Annotated in this window: 18 protein-coding genes; 4 read left to right on the forward strand and 14 right to left on the reverse strand. The window is 65.0% G+C overall.

The window, feature by feature from the left end:
• The first annotated feature begins 290 nt into the window (after positions 1 to 290).
• From nadC to nadB, 3 genes are all read left to right on the forward strand, one after another.
• Positions 291 to 1,199, forward strand: coding sequence for a carboxylating nicotinate-nucleotide diphosphorylase (gene nadC, locus DESTE_RS02915; protein WP_035064808.1), 909 nt, complete (start codon positions 291 to 293; stop codon positions 1,197 to 1,199).
• Between the two features lies 1 nt (position 1,200).
• On the forward strand, positions 1,201 to 2,250 hold the full coding sequence (nadA, locus tag DESTE_RS02920; protein ID WP_035064811.1) for a quinolinate synthase: 1,050 nt from the start codon (positions 1,201 to 1,203) through the stop codon (positions 2,248 to 2,250).
• Between the two features lie 237 nt (positions 2,251 to 2,487).
• Complete coding sequence (gene nadB, locus DESTE_RS02925; protein ID WP_035064813.1) at positions 2,488 to 4,080, forward strand: L-aspartate oxidase; 1,593 nt, start codon at positions 2,488 to 2,490, stop codon at positions 4,078 to 4,080.
• Positions 4,081 to 4,242: 162 nt separating this feature from the next.
• Here the strand turns inward: nadB and DESTE_RS17845 are convergent, their stop codons facing one another.
• From DESTE_RS17845 to DESTE_RS02940, 4 genes are all read right to left on the reverse strand, one after another.
• A complete protein-coding gene (locus DESTE_RS17845; RefSeq protein WP_156925245.1) occupies positions 4,243 to 4,584 on the reverse strand; it encodes a hypothetical protein in 342 nt (113 codons plus the stop codon).
• A gap of 203 nt (positions 4,585 to 4,787) precedes the next feature.
• Positions 4,788 to 5,543, reverse strand: a complete 756-nt coding sequence (gene larB, locus DESTE_RS02930) for a nickel pincer cofactor biosynthesis protein LarB (protein ID WP_035064815.1) — start codon at positions 5,541 to 5,543, stop codon at positions 4,788 to 4,790.
• Between the two features lie 67 nt (positions 5,544 to 5,610).
• A complete protein-coding gene (gene larC, locus DESTE_RS02935) occupies positions 5,611 to 7,152 on the reverse strand; it encodes a nickel pincer cofactor biosynthesis protein LarC (RefSeq protein ID WP_035064817.1) in 1,542 nt (513 codons plus the stop codon).
• Positions 7,153 to 7,355: 203 nt separating this feature from the next.
• Positions 7,356 to 8,558 carry an aldo/keto reductase gene (locus DESTE_RS02940; RefSeq protein ID WP_035064820.1) on the reverse strand — a complete coding sequence of 401 codons (1,203 nt, stop codon included), beginning with the start codon at positions 8,556 to 8,558 and terminating at the stop codon, positions 7,356 to 7,358.
• A gap of 331 nt (positions 8,559 to 8,889) precedes the next feature.
• Here DESTE_RS02940 and DESTE_RS02945 point away from each other — a divergent pair, with 331 nt between their 5' ends.
• Positions 8,890 to 9,747: an AraC family transcriptional regulator gene (locus DESTE_RS02945; protein ID WP_425411683.1), complete on the forward strand. Its 858-nt coding sequence runs from the start codon at positions 8,890 to 8,892 to the stop codon at positions 9,745 to 9,747.
• Positions 9,748 to 9,938: 191 nt separating this feature from the next.
• Here DESTE_RS02945 and DESTE_RS02950 read toward each other — a convergent pair whose 3' ends face one another.
• The 10 genes from DESTE_RS02950 to secF all read right to left on the reverse strand — a co-directional run bounded on the left by DESTE_RS02950 (position 9,939) and on the right by secF (position 18,630).
• Positions 9,939 to 10,361: a DUF4079 family protein gene (locus DESTE_RS02950; RefSeq protein ID WP_035064825.1), complete on the reverse strand. Its 423-nt coding sequence runs from the start codon at positions 10,359 to 10,361 to the stop codon at positions 9,939 to 9,941.
• A gap of 47 nt (positions 10,362 to 10,408) precedes the next feature.
• Positions 10,409 to 11,467, reverse strand: coding sequence for a UbiA family prenyltransferase (locus tag DESTE_RS02955; RefSeq protein WP_035069513.1), 1,059 nt, complete (start codon positions 11,465 to 11,467; stop codon positions 10,409 to 10,411).
• Positions 11,468 to 11,481: 14 nt separating this feature from the next.
• A complete protein-coding gene (gene coxB, locus DESTE_RS02960; protein ID WP_035064828.1) occupies positions 11,482 to 12,699 on the reverse strand; it encodes a cytochrome c oxidase subunit II in 1,218 nt (405 codons plus the stop codon).
• Between the two features lie 6 nt (positions 12,700 to 12,705).
• On the reverse strand, positions 12,706 to 12,996 hold the full coding sequence (locus DESTE_RS02965; protein ID WP_035064832.1) for a cytochrome C oxidase subunit IV family protein: 291 nt from the start codon (positions 12,994 to 12,996) through the stop codon (positions 12,706 to 12,708).
• A gap of 9 nt (positions 12,997 to 13,005) precedes the next feature.
• Positions 13,006 to 13,602 carry a cytochrome c oxidase subunit 3 family protein gene (locus DESTE_RS02970; RefSeq protein WP_035064834.1) on the reverse strand — a complete coding sequence of 199 codons (597 nt, stop codon included), beginning with the start codon at positions 13,600 to 13,602 and terminating at the stop codon, positions 13,006 to 13,008.
• The gene (gene ctaD, locus DESTE_RS02975) at positions 13,595 to 15,220 is read right to left on the reverse strand and encodes a cytochrome c oxidase subunit I (RefSeq protein WP_035064837.1); all 1,626 of its coding nucleotides are present in this window, start codon (positions 15,218 to 15,220) and stop codon (positions 13,595 to 13,597) included. Before ctaD ends, DESTE_RS02970 begins: the two co-directional genes overlap by 8 nt.
• A 92-nt stretch (positions 15,221 to 15,312) precedes the next feature.
• Positions 15,313 to 16,467, reverse strand: coding sequence for an SCO family protein (locus tag DESTE_RS02980; protein ID WP_245590708.1), 1,155 nt, complete (start codon positions 16,465 to 16,467; stop codon positions 15,313 to 15,315).
• A 118-nt stretch (positions 16,468 to 16,585) separates the two neighbouring features.
• Positions 16,586 to 16,894 carry a c-type cytochrome gene (locus DESTE_RS02985; protein WP_035064840.1) on the reverse strand — a complete coding sequence of 103 codons (309 nt, stop codon included), beginning with the start codon at positions 16,892 to 16,894 and terminating at the stop codon, positions 16,586 to 16,588.
• Positions 16,895 to 16,963: 69 nt separating this feature from the next.
• Positions 16,964 to 17,290: a c-type cytochrome gene (locus tag DESTE_RS02990; RefSeq protein ID WP_035064843.1), complete on the reverse strand. Its 327-nt coding sequence runs from the start codon at positions 17,288 to 17,290 to the stop codon at positions 16,964 to 16,966.
• A gap of 254 nt (positions 17,291 to 17,544) precedes the next feature.
• Positions 17,545 to 18,630 (reverse strand): protein translocase subunit SecF, encoded by a 1,086-nt coding sequence (secF, locus tag DESTE_RS02995; protein WP_035064846.1) that lies wholly within the window; start codon positions 18,628 to 18,630, stop codon positions 17,545 to 17,547.
• Positions 18,631 to 18,638 lie beyond the last annotated feature (8 nt).

The following is an 18,638-nucleotide window of genomic DNA, read 5'->3' on the forward strand; positions in this document are numbered from 1 at the left end:
CACTGCCAAACGGGGCTGCCCGTGCGGCAACGCCCGGCCTTCACCGGCCTTCACCGGCCTCACTGGGCTTTCTCGGGCATGCACCCCACATGCCCGTTTCGTGTGGCGGCACGGCGGCGTTGGCTTGACGAAAGCGGGGCAGCCTCCTAACTACACGGCATGCGGCCCGTCTGCACAACTCGTGTGGCGCGCACAGTGGCGCACCCCGTGCGGCACCGAAAGACCTCCCCGCGACGCAGGCCGACGCGGGGCACCCTGCGTGTACCATCTAGCCCGTGACGGCACAATCCATGTCATCGCATACCGTACCGGATTTCGACACATTCTTTGCGGGCCAACCCCGCGAACACCTGCTGGCCGCCATCGACCTGGCCCTGCTGGAAGACGGCCCGGACCTGACCAGCGACGCCGTGTTCGGCCCCGTGGACCGGCTGGCCGCCCAGATCGTGGCCAAGCAGCAGACCCTGGTGGCCGGGCTGCCCGTTGCCCCGCTGGTGATGGAACGTTGCGCCTCCCTGCTGGAAAGCCCGGTGGTGGGCGGCTGGACGTGGACTCCCCACACCGCCGACGGCGACGAACTGCCCCCCGGCTCCATCGCCGCCGACATCGAAGGTCCGGCGCGCCTAGTGCTGAAGGCGGAACGGGTCATCCTGAACTTCGTCTGCCACCTGTCCGGCATCGCCAATCTTACCCGCCGCTACGCGCGCGAACTGGACGGCACGTCCACCCGCCTGCTGGATACGCGCAAAACCCTGCCGGGGTTGCGCTTTCCCGAAAAGTACGCAGTACTGGTGGGCGGCGGGCAAAACCACCGCCGCACCCTGGCCGAAATGCTGATGCTGAAGGACAACCACATCGACGCCGCCGGGTCCATCACCGCCGCCGTGGCGGCGCTACGCGCGGCCTACGCGACCTGCCCGCCCATCGAGGTGGAATGCCGCACCCTGGACGAGGTGCGCGAGGCCGTGGCCAGCAAGGTGGACCGCATCATGCTGGACAACATGGACCTTGCGCTCCTGCGCGAGTCGCTTACATTGGTGCCCCCCGGCATCGAAACCGAGGCCAGCGGCGGCGTCACCCTGGAAACGCTGCGGCAACTGGCCGAGGCATCTCCCCACGGGCCTGACTTCGTCTCCGTGGGCAGGCTTACCCACTCCGCCCCGGTGGCGGACTTCAGCATGCGCATACGCAAGGCATGACATGACCGCACAGCCCTCACAGAAAGAGCGCATTGCCGCGTTGCGCGCCGCGCTTGGCCCCAACCTGACCATCATGGGTCATCACTATCAGCACGAATCGGTCATCCGGCACACCGACCTGCGCGGCGACTCGCTGGAACTGGCCCGCCGCGTGGCCGACACGGACGCCGCCGCCATCGTGTTCTGCGGGGTGTACTTCATGGCCGAATCCGCCGCCCTGCTGGCGCGGCCCGGCCAGAAGGTGTACCTGCCGGAGCATTCCGCCAACTGCGTCATGGCCCAGATGGCCCCGGCGGAACGCGTGGACGCGGTGCTGCGCGCCCTTTCGGCCGATGGCCGCAAGGTGGTGCCGCTGGCCTACGTGAACACCTCGCTGGCGGTAAAAGCCGTGGTGGGGCGGCATGGCGGGGCCGTGTGCACATCCGCCAACGCGCGCACCATGCTGGAATGGACCCGCAAGCAGGGCGACGCCGTGCTGTTTCTGCCGGACAAGAATCTGGCCCGCAACACCGCGAACCTGCTGGGCATTGCCGACGCCAAGCGCCACATGCTGGACGTGCGCGCCGCCAGTTTCGGCGCAGACGTGCTGACCGACCAGGCCCGCCGGGCGGAACTGCTGATCTGGCCCGGCTGCTGCGCCATCCACGCCCGGTTCAACCTGCGCCAGATGGAAACGGCCCGCGCCGCGCACCCCGGCTGCCGCATCGTGGTGCATCCGGAATGTTCGCCAGAGGTGGTCGACGCCGCCGACGCCGCCGGGTCCACCACCACCATCATCCGCTTTGCGGAAAATGCCCCGGACGGTTCCACCGTCATCGTGGGCACGGAAATCAACCTCGTGCGGCGGCTGGCCCGCCAGCATGCCGGGCGGCTGACCGTGCTGCCCCTGCTGGAAAGCGCCTGTTCGCACATGGCCCGCGTGACCGAACCCAAGCTGCTGCGTACCCTGGAGGGCGTGGCGGCGGGCACGGAAACCCCGGTCACGGTGCCCATGGACCTGCACGAACCCGCCAGGGCAGCCCTGCAACGCATGCTGGACGCCTGTGCCTGAGCGGGCGTAGAGATGAACAGCGGCCCGCGCGATGCCCGCCGATATATGGGCGCCGCGCGGGCCGACAAGCATCCCGCGTCCGGCCTGCCTGCCCTCAACTGACCGGGCAGGCCAGAGTTTTCCCCGCCCGCGCCAGCCGTCCCCTGCGCCACCGGGAATGCCCCGGCAACTGCAAGGCCCGACGCACGAGCACCGCACCACATCCCCTCACGCCCGCCATTTCGCAAGGGACGCGCCATGAACAATTCCACCTACCGCCTGCACACTCCGGTACTGGTCATCGGCTCGGGCATCGCCGGGTGCACCACCGCCCTCACCCTGGCCGACAAGGGCATGGAAGTGACCCTCATCAACAGCGGCCAGCAACTGGACAGCGGCAACTCTGCCCTGGCCCAGGGCGGCATCGTGTTTCGCGCGGGTGACGACGACCCCCGCCAGCTAGAAACCGACATCCTCATCGCCGGGCACCGCCACAACCACCTGCGCGCCGTGCGCCACATCGCCCGCAACGGCCCCAAGGCCGTGCAGGACATTCTTGTGGACCGGCTGCACATTCCCTTTGCCAAAGGGCGCACCCCCGAATGCGAATGGGACCTGACCATGGAAGGCGGCCACGGCGCGCACCGCATCCTGCACTGCGCAGACTACACCGGTCGCGCCATCATGGACGGGCTGATGGCGGCGGTGGACGCCGCGCCCAACATCCGCGTGCTGTCGGAACGCACCGCCGTCGACCTGCTGACCAGCCACCACCACGCCCGCAACAACGAATTCCGCTACCAGCTCAACAACCAGTGCGTGGGGGCCTACGTCTTCAACGAGCAGTTGCGCCGGGTAGAGACCATCCTTGCCGACATCACCGTGCTGGCCACCGGCGGCATCGGGCAGGTGTACCTGCACACCACCAACAGCCCGGCCTGCATCGGGTCTGGCGTGGCCATGGCCAGCCGCGCCTTCGTGCGCACCGAAAACCTGGAATACGTGCAGTTTCACCCCACCGCCCTGCTGCACCGCAGTTCGCGCCGGTTCCTGGTCACGGAGGCCATGCGCGGCGAGGGCGGGCGACTGGTGAACGGCAGCGGCGAACACTTCATGGAACGCTACGACCCGCGCGCCGACCTGGCCCCGCGCGACATCGTGGCCCGGTCCATCGTGGAGGAAATGCTGCGCAACGGCGAGGAATGCGTGTACCTGGACGCCCGCCACATGGAACAGGACCCGTCCGAGCGCTTTCCCACCATTTTTGCGCGGTGCATGGAGCTTGGCATCGACATCCGGCGCGACCTGATTCCCGTGGTGCCAGCCGCGCACTATTTCTGCGGCGGCATCCTTACCGACCTGACGGGCCGCACCACCCTGGAGCGGCTGTACAGCGTGGGCGAATGCAGCTGCACCGGCGTGCACGGGGCCAACCGCCTGGCGTCCACCTCGCTGCTGGAAGCCCTGCTGTGGGGCCGCACCGCCGCAGAGGACATCGCCAGGCGCTCCGGCGGGCAGCGCGGCCTTGGCAAGCGCCTGCGCGACTCCATCCCCGACTGGCAGTCCTCCGGCGATGAACGCAACGACGACCCCGCCCTCATCGCGCAGGACTGGGCCACCATCCGCCACACCATGTGGAACTACGTGGGCATCACCCGCACCCGCAGTCGCCTGCAACGCGCCTTCGAAGACCTGCGCGACCTGTCGCGCCACCTGCACGACTTCTACAAGCGCACCCCGCTCTCCAAGCCCCTCGTGGACCTGTTCCACGGTTGCCAGACCGCGTACATGGTGACCATGGCGGCCCTGCGGAACAAGCAGAGCCTGGGCTGCCACTACCGGGTGGATTAGAGGGGAGGTTTTTTGTACGCCTCCGGCGGGCAGGGGGCGATGCCCCCTGCACCCCTGTATAAAACAGCCCAGAACGCTGTTCTGGGCTGTTTTCATTTTACTATCTCATCCTGACGATTAGCAGTAGTGGTGTCCAGAGAAACACCTAATTACGCTACATCGTTATTTATCAAAAGCCTTCTGAGCCTGCGCCTGACTTTCTGATGCCAACCTGTGTATTTCAGCATATGCTTTTTCAAAATCAATTACTTTTGTATCACCGGACAGGAATCTCTGAATGCTTTCATACGCTACAGGTAAAAATGCACTTAACGGTGGAATTCTAGATGGCCTAGAGTCTTCCTTGGCGACATCAATCATTTGTCTCCGTTCCTCAAGTGCCATTTCAAGAGCAAGCTGCCTAAGTTGCCGCCTGTTTTGAGCATTGCCATTCATTTTTGCTATAATAAGCGTGGGGAGCGCCCCAATCACTGCACCGATTACTACAAACAATCCACTCTCCATAGCATATCTCCTTATTTTTCAGGAAGAATAGCATGGTGATGGCCATCAATAAATCCTACTATTGCTGCTTAGGCAACATCACATGGTGCAAGCCAAGCGTGACAAACAACATAGGGAATATATTACCCACTGAAAACCAACTCGATACGGGGGTGCAGGGGGCGTTAGCCCCTTGCCCGCCGGAAGCTTCCAGCCCTCCTCGCCTACTCCGCAAACAGGTTGTTGATGCGGCACGCGGCGCAGGCCGCGCCGAACCCGTTGTCGATGTTGACCACGGTGATGCCGCTGGCGCACGAGGTAAGCATGCCCAGCAGCGCGGACAGCCCGGCGAAGTTGGCCCCGTAGCCCACCGAGGTGGGAACGGCGATGAGCGGCTGCGAGACAAGGCCGCCCACCACACTGGTAAGCGCGCCTTCCATGCCCGCCACCACGATGAGCACGCGGGCCTTGCGCAGTTCGTCCAGCCGGTCGAACAGGCGATGCACGCCCGCCACGCCCACGTCGGAGATGACCCACGCCTTGCTGCCCAGCATCTCGCAGGTCACGCGGGCTTCCTCGGCCACGGGCAGGTCGGAGGTGCCAGCGGTAATGATGCCGATTTCGCCGGGCTTGAAGGTCAGTTCACCATGCAGCATGGTCAGGGTGCGGCCAAGGGCGTTGTAGCTGGCCTCCGGGCAGGTGGCCAGCACGTGCTCCGCCATTTCCGGCGAAACACGGGTCGCCAGCACGTGGCTGAGGCCGCGCAGCCGGGTGAAAATCTCCGCCACCTGTTCGGGCGTCTTGCCCGCACCGTAGACCACCTCGGGAAAACCGTTGCGCAGCTTGCGGTGCAGGTCGAAGCGGGTGTGGCCCATTTCAAGGTACGGCAGGTCGCGCAGTTGCGACATGCCCTTGTCCACATCGATGGTGCCCGCGCGGATGCCTTCCAAAAGGTCCCGCAGGGCGTCTGTCCTGTCCATGTCGTCGTCCGTCAATGCGGCGCGCCGCGCGGGCGCTGCCGGTATCATTGTCAAAAATCGTGTCGTATTAAGTGCGAGCCTTCCCGATAGCCAGATACACGTCGGCCAGCGGGATGGAATGCTTGCGCGCCAGCGCCTTGCAGTCTTCCAGTTCCGGCTTGGCGCGCAGCACTTCGCCGTCCAGCAGGGCCAGCTTCATGGTCACCGGCCCCAGCGGGGTTTCCAGCCGCTCGAAGCGCGTTTCCAGCACCAGCTTGTCGATGGGCACGCTCTTGATGCCCAGCGTGGTGGTGTGCCGGAACAGCAACCGGGCGAAGCGTTCCTGCTCGCTCAGGGCACAGAGCAGCGAAACGCAGGTGGCGGGCCGCCCTTTCTTCATCATGATGGGGGTGAAATGCACGTCCATGGCGCCTGCTTCCATCAATTGCTCCATGGCCACGGCCAGTTGCTCGGCGGTCATGTCGTCGATGTTGCATTGCAGCAGGCGCGCGGGTTCCACGGGCAGCGGGGATGCTGTCCCGGATGCGGTGGTGAACGCCGCAGAAGACGCCCCGCCAGCCGCCAGACCGGCATGCGTTGCGTCCACCTCGGCCAGATGCACCCGCAGCAGGTTGGGCAATTCGGTATCGCGGTGGCCGATGCCGTAGCCGGTACGCTGCACGGCCATGCGCGGCGCAGCGGTGAACCGGCTCACCAGCGTGGCCAGAATGGCCGCGCCCGTGGGGGTGGTGGTTTCATGCGGGGTGGCCCCGCGCGTGGTGGGGATACCCGACAAAAGCTCTGCCGTGGCTGGCGCGGGCACGGGCATCAGCCCGTGGGCGCACCGCACGAAGCCGCCGCCAAGCTCCACGGGCGAGGCCCAGGCCGCGTCCACGCCAAGGCGATGGTAGCAGATGGCCGCGCCCACGATGTCCACGATGGAATCGGTGGCGCCCACCTCGTGAAAATGCACCTCGTCCACCGGCTTGCCGTGCACCTTGGCCTCGGCCTCGGCCAGCTTGCGGAAGATGGCCAGACTGGTGCGCTGCACCTGCTCCGGCAGCGTGCTGGCGGTGATGATGGCCGCAATGTCCGGCAGGTTGCGATGCGGCGGGTGGTGATGGTCATGCGCATGCGCGTGGGCATGATGATGCCCGTGGGCATGCTCTCCCTGTGCATGTTCGTCATGTGCATGGTGCGCGTGGGCATGATCGTGCGCGGCATGCTGTTCCGCGTCGTGCGCGTGGGCGTGATCGTGTCCATGGTGATGATCGTGGTGGTCGTGGTGATCACCATGGTGGTTGTCGCCATGTTCGTGGTACGCATGGTGATGCCCATGGTCATGATGCGCATGCTGGTCGGGCGCATGCCCATGCGCGTGATGATGCCCATCACCCTGCCCGCAGTCCTGCCCCTCAGCGGGGCCTTCGTGCGCCAGCACCACGTCCACGCGCAGCCCGGCAATGCCCTTGCGCATGTCGGGCGTCACCCGCAGTTCGAACTCGTGGTCCAGGCCCAGCTTCGAAAGCTCGGCCCGCAGGTAGTCGGGCTCCACGCCAAGTGACAGCAGCGCGGCCAGATGCATGTCGCCGCTCATGCCTGCGAAGCAATCGTAGAACAGTATCTTCACGCCGGATAACCCTCTGGTGGCTGGGACATCGCTGCCCGCACGGAACGGACGGTGAGAACGTGGTGCGTATCAGTATCCGGGCCTGAAGCCTGCCCGGTGTCAATCAACTACACATTCAGCAAAAGCATATCCGGGGCCGGGGCGAATGGTCCACCCCGGCCTGCCGGGTTCATTCAATCCTGTGAACTCCGTCCTGCTCGCTCTTACGCAGTGCGGCGCAAAAACTGCCGCCCCGCCTCCTGCAACTGTGCAAAGTCCGGCCCTTCCAGTTCGGCGGCCAGCTCGGCCAACACTTCCGGAATGGCGATGTTCTGCGGACAGTTCTCGACACACTGGCCGCAGGCCACGCACTGCGAGGCGTAACCGGGGCCTTCGCTGCCGATCTCGCCACTCATGCGCAGGGCGTACAGGAACTTGCCTTCCTGAATGTTACCGAACATGTGCATCTTGTTGTAGGTTTCGAAGCACATGGGAATGGAAACACCCATGGGGCACGGCATGCAGTAGCCGCAGCCGGTGCAGCGCACCTTCATCAGTTCGCGGTACTTGGCGCTGGCGCGGGCCACCAGTTCCAGTTCCTGCGAGGTCATGGACCCGGCCTCTGCGGAACCGGCAATGGCCATGTTCTCGGCGATGTGGGCTTCCTCGTTCATGCCGGACAGTACCAGCGTCACTTCCGGATGGTTCCACACCCAGCGTAGCGCCCATTCCACCGGGGTGCGCCGCACGGGCGACTCGTCCCAGATGGCCTGCACGGCGGGCGGCGCGGTGATCAGCCCCAGGTTGCCGCCACGCAGCGGCTCCATGATGATCACGCCAATGCCCTTGCCTGCGGCGTAACGCAGCCCATCGGTACCCGCCTGATAGGTCTCGTCCAGGTAGTTGTACTGGATCTGGCAGAACGTCCAGGGGTAGGCGTCGACGATGCGCTTGAAGTCTTCCGCCAGGCCATGGAACGAAAACCCGATGTTGGTGATACGCCCGTCGGCCTTGGCCGTTTCCAGAAATTCCAGCACGCCAAGCCCGCGCACGGTATCCCACAGGGGGCCGTTCAGCGCGTGCACCAGGTAGTAGTCGATGCAGTCGACGCCAAGGCGTTCAAGCTGCGCGTCCAGGTAGCGGTCCATGTCGGCGCGGGTCTTCAGCAGCCACGATGGCAGCTTGGTGGCCACCTTGACCTTTTCGCGATAGCCTTCACGCAGGGCCTTGCCGAGCACGATTTCGCTCTCGCCATGGTGGTACGGCCATGCCGTGTCCACGTAGTTGACCCCGCCGTCGATGGCGCTGCGGATCTGGGCAATGGCGCGGGCTTCGTCCACCTTGCCGTCCTGCATGGGCAGGCGCATGCAGCCGAAACCCAGCGCGGACAGCTTGTCACCGTTCTTGGGCATGGTTCTGTACAGCACGTCTCGCTCCTTCGGTGCCGGGCGCGGTGCGCCCGTTCACGGTTTCACGGCCTGTGCGACGCCCCGCGTCCGTGGGAACTCGCGCGGAAAGGGCCGCCGCTGCCGCCATCCGTACCGCGCTCCGCCGGATGCACCGGCGGAACATGGGGGATGTTCGATGCTCCGTGAATAAACGGACCATGCCCCGGCGTGAAGGCACATTCCTGCCAAACTCTTGCCTGATCCTGCGACTGGTGGCAGAAACACGTCAAAACGGTTACTGTCCATGGACCGGCGGGCGCCCTTGGCAACCTGCCGCACAGGAGGATACATGCCTGAAATAGCAGAACTCATGAGCAAACTTGCCATCAGCGAGGGCAAGACGGAAACCGGGCTGCCCGGCGTGGGGCTGTACAAAACATCAGGATCCATCCACCGGACACCGCTGCTGTACCAGCAGGGGTTGCTCATTCTCGGCCAGGGGGCCAAGCTGGTGCACTTTGGCGGGCGGGTCTACCAGTACGACCAGGACCACTACCTGGCCCTCAGCGTGCCCATTGCCGCCGAATGCGAAGCCGTGGCCACGCCGGAAAAGCCGTTGTTGTCCCTGGTCGTGGACATCGACCTTGGCGTGCTCAACCAACTCATAGGTCAGATAGAAGACCGTATCGACTACCGCTCGCTGACGCAAGGGTGCACCCATCAGGGGCTGTTCCTGGCCAAGGCAGACGCCGCGTTCAAGAACACGGTGCTGCGCCTGCTGATGGCGCTGTCCTGCCCGCTGGAAGCGCAGGTGCTGGGGCCGGGGCTGGTGCGCGAACTGCTGTTCCGGGTGCTGTGCGGAGAGAATGCGGCGGCGCTGCACGCACTGGCCACCAAGAACACCAACATGTCGCGCATCGAAAAGGCCCTGAAGCAGATCCACGGCAACTTTTCGGAGCCCTTCAACGTGGACCAGCTGGCGGGGTTCGTGAACATGAGCCCGTCCACCTTCCACCGGGCCTTCAAGGACGTGACCGCCTTTTCGCCCATCCAGTACCTGAAGCGGGTGCGCCTGAACAAGGCGCGCAGCCTGCTGCGCGAGGACGGCGTGCGCGCCAGCGAGGCCGCGCGCATGGTGGGCTATGAAAGCGTTTCGCAGTTCAGCCGGGAATTCCGCCGCTATTTCGGTATCAGCCCCAGCCACGCGGGCGGGTTGAATGGGGAATGATCCGTCGGAACGGCAATGGAACCCCACGCGCCCTGATCCGCCCGACACCCACCGTGCATCCGTCCCGTTGCCCTGCAAACGCGCAGGCGACGAACGTCCGTTGCATGCCGCCCCGGCGCATGCAAAACGCCCGGCAGCAGCAGGACAGTCTTGCCGCACACCGGGCGCAAGTGCGCGTGAAAGCCCGTGGGCTACAGCAGGTAGTCGCGTACCACGCCGATGCCCGTCCACAACTGCCACAGGGCCAGCAGCACCAGCAGCAGGTTGTTGACGCCGTGCACCAGCGGCAGCAGCTTGCGGCGTTTCTTCACCACGTCCATGCGCTGCCCGGTCAGATAGCCCACCGCGCACAGCGGCACCATCAGCAGGCCGATCCAGGCGTGCGATCCGGTCAGGAACATGTTGGACCACGCCAGCCGGGCCACGACCAGCCCCAGCAGCGAACCCGCCGCCCATACGCCAAGGGCCACGGTGCCCCATTTGACGTGCGGCTTCCACGGAAAGACCAATTTGCGCCCCATGTGCGAGGTCTGAAAGCGTACCCAGCCGAAATACATGGCGTACAGGCCGATGAGCGTGGCGACGAATTGCAGGACGGGGTGAATCCAGACCATGGCGGCTCCCGGTGCGGATGTGAAGGGGCGGGGTATGTTTCTTATGCTTAGAATAAAGGCAGCATCCGGTCCAGCAGCAACAGCAGCATCAGCGCTGGCATGGCTGCATCGGCGGCGCGCAGGGCGATGATCTCGCGCCGGGCCATGCGGGTGGAGGCGGAACCCTGCACAACGCCTGCTTCCACGCCCCCTCCCGCTGCTGTTGCCGCCGCATCACCTGCCTTCCGCGCCAGCGTCGATACCACCAGCAGCCCCACGCCCAGCAGGACCACCCCGGCGCGCACCAGCGGGGCGTGCAGCAGGGGGAACACCGGCAGCATCAGCACGGCCACGGCATAGGCGTGGTACCACACCCGCAGCAGCCGGGCGTAGCGCGCGCCGGCGAACTGGGCCGGGGGCACGGGCAGCCCGGCCCGGGCGTAATGGATGCGTTCACGCTGGGCGCGCAGCCAGAAATGGGGCACCTGCCACAGCACGTACACCCCGTACAGCAGGATGGCCACGGGGTCGCGCGGGTCGCCGCCCGCCGCCATCCAGCCCAGCAGGGGCGGCATGGCCCCCACCAGCGCGCCCGGCAGCAGGGCGAACGACGTGACGCGCTTCAGCGGGGTGTACACCCCGTTGTAGACCACGGCGATGCCCATGCCCACCAGAAGCAGCAACACCCCTGACACCGGCGTGCCCGTGCCGGGCGAAGCGTCGTGCCAAGGGCCCCCGGCCTGTCCGTACGCCAGCACTGCGGCCAGTTCTCCGGCAGCATGCAGGCAACCCAGCGCCGCAAGAAACAACACCACGCCGATGCCTGCGGCCAGCCACGGCCCCATGCGCCCCATACGCCCAGTCGGCAGGGGGCGCCCCGCCGTGCGTGGCAGCAGCGCGTCGATGTCCCGCTCCTGCACCTGATTCCATGCCGAACAGGCTGCGGCCAGCAACATGGCCCCGGCGACCACAAAGGCCAGGGCGGCAGCGGGGCTGCCATCACCCTCTCCCGTGCCGCCACCATGCGGCAGCGGCACGGCCAGCAGAAAGCCGAACGCCGTGGCCGCCCCCACCATCAGGGTCACGTTCAGGCGCAGCAGCAGGCGCAGGTCATGCAGGCGGGGCATACGGGTCTTGCGCATCAATGTGCGTGTTCGCCAAGGGACTTGATGTATTCCACCATGCTTCCCAGTTGCTCCGGCGTCAGATGCTCGTACGGCGGCATCATGGGGTCGAAGCCCTTTACCGTGCCCAACGACGGCGCATTGGCGATCTTGGCGCGCAGGTACGCCTCGTCGGCGGTGACCTGCTGCTCCTTGCCGTCACGCAGCACCGTGGTGGGCGCGTTCCACAGCCCTTTCAGGCTCGGCCCGGCGATGATCGAGCCGTCGGTGGAATGGCACGAGATGCAGCCCTCGGCCTCCATCAGCCGCCGGCCTTCCTCGCGGCCCACCTCGTTGCCGTGCATCAGCCAGGCCAGCATCTGCTCCATGTCCTCGTTGGGCACCGTGCCTTCCGTGGAGGGCATGATGGGGTCATAGCCCACCACCACCTCGCCGTTGGGATCGGTGAAGGCACGGCGCAGGTATCCTTCGTCGGCCACCACCTTGCGCTTGGTGCCGTCGGGCAGGGCCACCTCGCGCTCGGCGCCATACAACCCCTTGAAGGTGGGGCCGACGCCGGGTGAGCCGTCCAGCGAATGGCACGAAAGGCAGCCGTGGGTCTCCATCAGCGCCCTGCCCTTGCCTTCGGGCGCGTCGGTGCTGGCCAGCCAGGTGTCGAAGGCGGGCTTGTCCACCACCTTGACCGTGGTGATCATGTTGGCGTGCTTCAGGCCGCAGTATTCGGCGCACAGCAGGTCGTATTCGCCAGTGCGGTCGGCCTTGAACCAGGCATAGGTTTCCATGCCGGGCACGGTGTCCATCTTGATGCGAAAGGCAGGCACGTACAGACTGTGGATCACGTCCACGCTGGTCATGTTCAGTTTGACCGGGGTGTCCACGGGCACCACCAGCACGCTGTTCCGCTTGCCGCCGGGGTACTCGAACACCCACGACCACATGCGGGCGGTCACCTTCACCTCCATGGCGTCCTTGGGCACGGTGCGCAGGGCCTTGTAGCCCTCCCACCCGTAGTAGAACAGCCCCATGACCAGAATGGAGGGAATCAGCGTCCAGGCGATCTCGGCGGGCACGTTGCCCGATATCTGCGCGGGCACCGGGTGGCGAGATTCGCGGTAGTGCCACACGAACCACAGCATGGCTGCGGTGATGGCCAGCAGCACGAACACCGAGAACCCGAAGATGACGGTGAAGATGAAATCAACCTGCTGCACCGGCGACAACGATTGCGGATACATGGTCACCTACCTGTAGGCCACGTCGAAGAAGGTGAACCCGATGGCGATGGCAAGGATGACGAAGGCCGTGAACACCATCAGCCGGATGACCCTGCCCTCGTAGCGCAGGTGCATGAACCACAGGATGACCAGCCCCGCCTTGGTGGTGGCCACGGTCAGCGCCACCACCACGTTCAGGAAGCCGAAGTCGAAACTGGTAACCCCCACGGTGATGGCGGTCAGCGTCAGCAGCGCCACCCACACCAGCATGTTGGTGCGCAGGGGGACGGCATGGTGCTCTGTATCATGTCCGGTCATGCTGGCCCCCTAGACCACAAGGTAGAAGAGCGGAAACAGGTAGATCCACACCAGGTCCACCAGGTGCCAGTACAGGCCGCCGTTTTCCAGGAACACGAAGTGCTCCGGGGTAACCCGGCCCGCGCGCATCAGGTGCCAGCCGTACAGCAGCACGGCACCGCCGATGATCACGTGGACGCCGTGCAGCCCGGTCATCAGGTAGTACAGGTTGAAGAACACCATCTCGCCGGGCGGCAGCTTGAGCAGGCCGGGGCTGTTGGGATAGATGCCATGGCCGATCTTGGCGCTCCACTCGAAGAACTTGTTCACCAGAAACACCCCGGCCATGGCCACGGTAAGCAAAACCAGCCGTTGCGAAAGCAGCGTCTTGCCGCGTTGCAGCGCGCTGATGGCCAGGGCCATGCACAGTGAACTGGTGATGAGCACCACGGTGTTGGCGGTGCCGAAAATGCGGCTCAGATCCTTGCCCGCAGCGTGAAATTCCGCCGGGTAGCGGTGCAGGTACACGGCATAGAGCAGGAACAGCCCGCCGAACAGCAGCACTTCCGTGAACAGGAACAGCCACATGCCGATCTTGGCGCCTTCGTAGTCGCGGGGCTCATGCATCGGGCTTCACCCCCGAGTAGTCGTAGGGGCCATGGGTGACCACGGGTTCGGCCTCGAAATTGTGGTGCGGCGGCGGCGACGGCACCATCCATTCCAGGGTTGCCGCTCCCCACGGATTGCGGCCCGCGGGCGCGCCGTGGCGGATGCCCCGCCAGAGGTTCCAGAACATCAGCAGCAGCCCCGTGGCCAGCACCCACGAGCCCATGGTGGAGAAGAAGTGCCCCTCGGCGTACTTGGGCAGGTAGTCGTAGTAGCGGCGCGGCATGCCCTGCAAGCCCAGGATGAACATGGGGAAGTACAGCAGGTTGAAGCCCACGAAGGCGATCAGGCACGACCAGTTGGCAATGCGCTTGTCGTACATGCGCCCGTACACCTTGGGGAACCAGTAGTGCATGGCCCCGAACAGCCCGAATCCCATCCCGCCAAAGATCACGTAGTGAAAGTGCGCCACCACGAAATAGGTGTCGTGCACGTGCACGTTGGTGCCCGCGGACCCCAGCACAAGACCGGTCAGCCCGCCGATGGAAAACAGGAAGATGAACGCCAGCGCGAACCACAGCGGCGGTTCCACCCGGATGGACCCCTTGTACAGGGTGGACACCCAGTTGAAGACCTTGATGGCCGAAGGAATGGCCACCACGAAGGTCAGGAACGAGAAGATCATCACCGCCGTGTCACTCATGCCGCTGACGAACATGTGGTGCGCCCACACCAGCGACCCGGCGAAGGCTATGGCCAGGCTTGAGAAGGCGATCATCTTGTAGCCGAAGATGGGTTTGCGCGCGAATACCGGCAGGATTTCGGAGATCACGCCCATGGCGGGCAGGATCATGATGTACACGGCCGGGTGCGAATAGATCCAGAACAGGTGCTGGTACAGGATGGGGTCGCCCCCGCGCGAGGGGTCGAACAGCCCCACGCCAAGCACCCGCTCGGCGAAGATGAGCAGCACGGTAATGCCGAGGATGGGCGTGGCCAGCACCTGTATCCACCCGGTGGCGTACAGCGACCAGCAGAACAGCGGAAGGCGGGTCCAGGTCATGCCGGGGGCGCGCAGCCGGTGCAGGGTGGTGATGAAGTTGAGCCCGGTGAGGATGGACGAGAAGCCCAGGATGAACACGGCGATGACGGCGACATCCACGTTGGTGGTGGTCACGGCGCTGAACGGCACGTAGAAGGTCCAGCCCGTGTCCGGCGCGCCCTTGCCCGTGACCAGCGAGAGCACGGCCAGCACCGCGCCGATGATGTACAGCCACCACGAAAGGATGTTCAGCCGGGGAAAGGACACGTCCTCGGCCCCGATCTGGATGGGCAGGAAGATGTTGCCGAACGCGGCGGGAATGCTGGGAATGACCACCAGGAAGATCATCACCACCCCGTGCAGGGTGAACAGGGCGTTGTAGGTCTGCGGCCCCATGATGGTGCGGCCCGGCGCGATGAGTTCCAGCCGGATCAGGAAGCCCAGCGCCAGCCCCACCAGGAACATGGTGACGATGCAGTACAGGTACAGCATGCCGATGCGCTTGTGGTCGGTGCTGAAAATCCACGAGGCGATCCCGCCCTTCGTGCCGGGCAGCGGCTGGAAGAAGTTCGGGTGGTCGTGCGCGTCTGCGCTCATGCGATGGTCTCCTGTGGCTGATACGGGCGTTGGACCGGCAATGGACGGCCAGCGGAAACAAACCTGCGCGTGCGAGAGGCCGAAGTGGAGCCCTATCCCTGGGGAGGCCCTGGCTTTGGCGGATCCGACGCGGACGGGTCGGATGAAGATGAACCAGATGGGGAGGAGCCGGACGTGGGAGTGCTATCTCCCCCCTTGCGCTCCTTCCTGCGCGGGCCGCCCCGCACCAGCACGAACAGCAGCACCGCCGCGCCGAACAGAATGATCAACCCGGCGATGCGCATGAAATCGAACACGTAGCGCCGCCCTTCCGGGTCGTAGGTGAAGCAGTACGACAGCACGCGCTTCACGGACAGGCCGATGGTGCCGTGCGAGGCCTCGGTGACGGCCATGGTCAGGTCGAAGGGCAGAAAGCTTTGGCCGTACAGGTAACGCACCACCTTGCCCCCGGGCGCGGCGACCACCAGCACCACGGGATGGATGAAGTCGCGCCCCTGCCGGGTGAACCGGAAGCCGATGGCGTCCATGAACCTGTTGATGGACGCAAGGTCGCCGGACAGGAAACGCCAGCCGTCTTCCGGATAGGCAAAATTCATGGCCGCGAAATAGTTCTGCTTCTTGCGCGCGGCCAGTTGCGGGGTGTCCGTCTCGTCAAAGCTCACGGACAGCACCCGGTACTCCTTGCCCGGTTGCAGCGACACCTGCGGCAGCACCCGCGCCAGCGAGCTTTGCAGCATGTTGCACACGGTGGGGCAGGAATAATAGATGGGCGCGATGATCACCGGTACGTCCATCAGGGTGCGCGGGTCGACGGGCGTGCCCGACTCGTCGCGCAGCAGGATGCCTTCGGGAATGATGTCGCCGAGGCGCTCGTCCACCCCCGCAAGCGGCGTCTGGGCGGACGGGTTGCCGGAAGCGCCCTGCCCCGGCTGAATCGACTGACCGGGTTGGCCGGGCTGGCCCAGCTTTCCCGTGGTGGGCGGGGGGACCGGGTGTACGTGTTCCGTCGGGAGCTGACCGGTATCGGCGGGGGCATGCCCCTGATGGGGGGCGGCATCGCCGGAGGCGTTTGCCATGGGGGCAGGCATGACGTGCCCCGCATGCTCGGCGGGCATGGTCGCTTCGCCGTTTCCGCCCTGCCCGCTCTGCCCGGAATGTCCGGTATGGGCCGCTCCGCTCGCGGCATCCATGGCGGAATGGGGCATGTCGGCGGCGGCGAGCAGAACGGGGGGCGGAGCGGCGGCCATGACCGTCGCTCCTCCCCCCGTGGTCAACACTGCGGGAAGGCAGAGCAGCAAGGCAGCGGCAAACGCGCGTACGCAGGCAGCCGTCACGGAATGGAAGCGTACGCGCATCGCCATGCCCCTACAGCTTGGACATGTAGTCGGCCATGGCCTTCATTTCCTCGTCGGAATAGCGCTTGACGAGGTTGGTCATGACGGCCTTCTTTTCGCCGCCGTAGCTGCCGTCGGCATAGCCCTTCAGCTTCTTGAACAGTTCGTCGGCCTTCTGGCCCTTCACGGCGTGGCCCACGCCCATGGCCTGCTTGGAGCCGTCGGCCCCGTGGCAGCCCACACACGACTTGTACAGTGTGGCGCCGTCAGCGGCCATGGCGACGGAAACACCAAAGGCAAGGGCGGCACAGATGCTCATGACCACAAGAATGCGTTTCATGCGAATTCTCCTGTTCTGATGATGTCTGGTTTCACCGGCGCACTCGCGGAGCACTCCGCGCTGCCGGGTTTAGAAGGAGGCCATGTGCGCGGCCAAAGCGCGCATGTCCCCGTCCGAAAGCTTTTTGGCGATGCCCGCCATGACGGCCTTCTTATCGCCGCCGTAACTGCCGTTCGCATAGCCCTTGAGCTTGCCGTACAGGGTGTCGGCGGTCTGTCCCTTCACAGGGCGGGCGGCGCCAAGGGCGGCCTTGCTTCCGTCCTCTCCATGACAGCCTGCGCATTGTGCGTACAATGCCGCGCCATCAGCGGCCAGGGCAGTGTCGGCGACAGCCGGAATCCATGCCGTACAGGCCAGCAGCGCGCCCAAAACCGCAATGCCCACGATTGCCTTCATGTTGCCTCCACAGGACAAAAACGATTCCAAGTGCCTGTAGGATAACGCCTGATGGCAAAAAAAAGCAACCGCCTTCGCGCATTGGCCGCAAACCCCGCGCCGCGGCATCGCCCCTTTCGCGCCATATGCCGCAATCCTTGCGCAATCCTTACGCAGTTCTTACGCAATTGGCGGATATTGAGGATGATAACATGAAAAACGGGCGGCACTCGCGCGCCGCCCGTTTGTTTTCGATCCTTGCCGGAAAAAACCGCCTACACGGCTCCTTCCTGGCCGACACGCGGCGCGGGTTCCTTTTCCTCCTCGGGCATGCCGAAGTGCAGCAGCACCGGGCTGGCCACGAAGATGGAGGACAGGATGCCCACGAACACGCCCACCAGCATGGTCAGCGCGAAGTCGTGGATGACCCCGCCCCCCAGCACGAACAGCGCCAGGATGACCAGCAACGTGGTGCCGCCCGTCAGGATGGTGCGGCTGAGCGTCTGGTTGATGCTGGTGTTGATGATGTGCGCGTAGTTCCATTCCTTGCGGTGGGTGCGCAGCGTTTCGCGGATGCGGTCGTAGACGATGATGGTGTCGTTCAGCGAGTAGCCGATCAGGGTCAGCAACGCCGCCACGATGTTCAGGTCCACTTCCTTGTCCAGCAGGGAAAGCACGCCGAGGGTGATCATGACGTCGTGCACCAGTGCCACGATGGCCCCCAGCGCGAAGTTGAGGCGCAATTTCCAGCACAGCACCATGGTGAGCACCAGCGAAAACGGCACCAGCCACAGCTTGGGCACGCCGATGAGCCCCAGCAGGTACATGCCGCCCGCCAGCGTGCCCGCCATGACGGCGGACGCCATCCAGCGCCGCTCGAACCGGCCGGAGATGTAGATGGCGATGAGCAGCACCGCGTAGTACAGCGCCTCCACGGCCTTGCTCTTCAGGTCCGCGCCCACCTTGGGGCCGACCATTTCCAGCCGCTGCACCTCGAACTTCGCGTCCTTGAGGTTGGTCGTCAGCGCCTCGGTTACGGACGAACGCAACGTCTCGGCCGATTCGTCGGTGTGCGACATGCGGATGAGGTATTCGGTTTCGCCCTCGCCGAAGCGCTGCACGGCAAGACCGGGCAGGCTGGCCTCGGCAAGGCTCTTCTTCAGGGTGTCGTCGGGCACGGGCCGGTCGAACTTGACCTGCACGATGGCCCCGCCCGCGAAGTCGATGCCGTAGGTAAGGCCGCCCTTGAAGACCATGGACAGCAGGCCCACGACGATGATCGCGATGGAGATCACGTACGCCTTGTGGCGCATGCTCACGAAATCGACATTGGTATCATGCCGGATGAACGAGAAACCCATTGTGGCTC

This window comes from Nitratidesulfovibrio termitidis HI1, assembly GCF_000504305.1.
GTDB classification, from domain to species: domain Bacteria; phylum Desulfobacterota; class Desulfovibrionia; order Desulfovibrionales; family Desulfovibrionaceae; genus Cupidesulfovibrio; species Cupidesulfovibrio termitidis.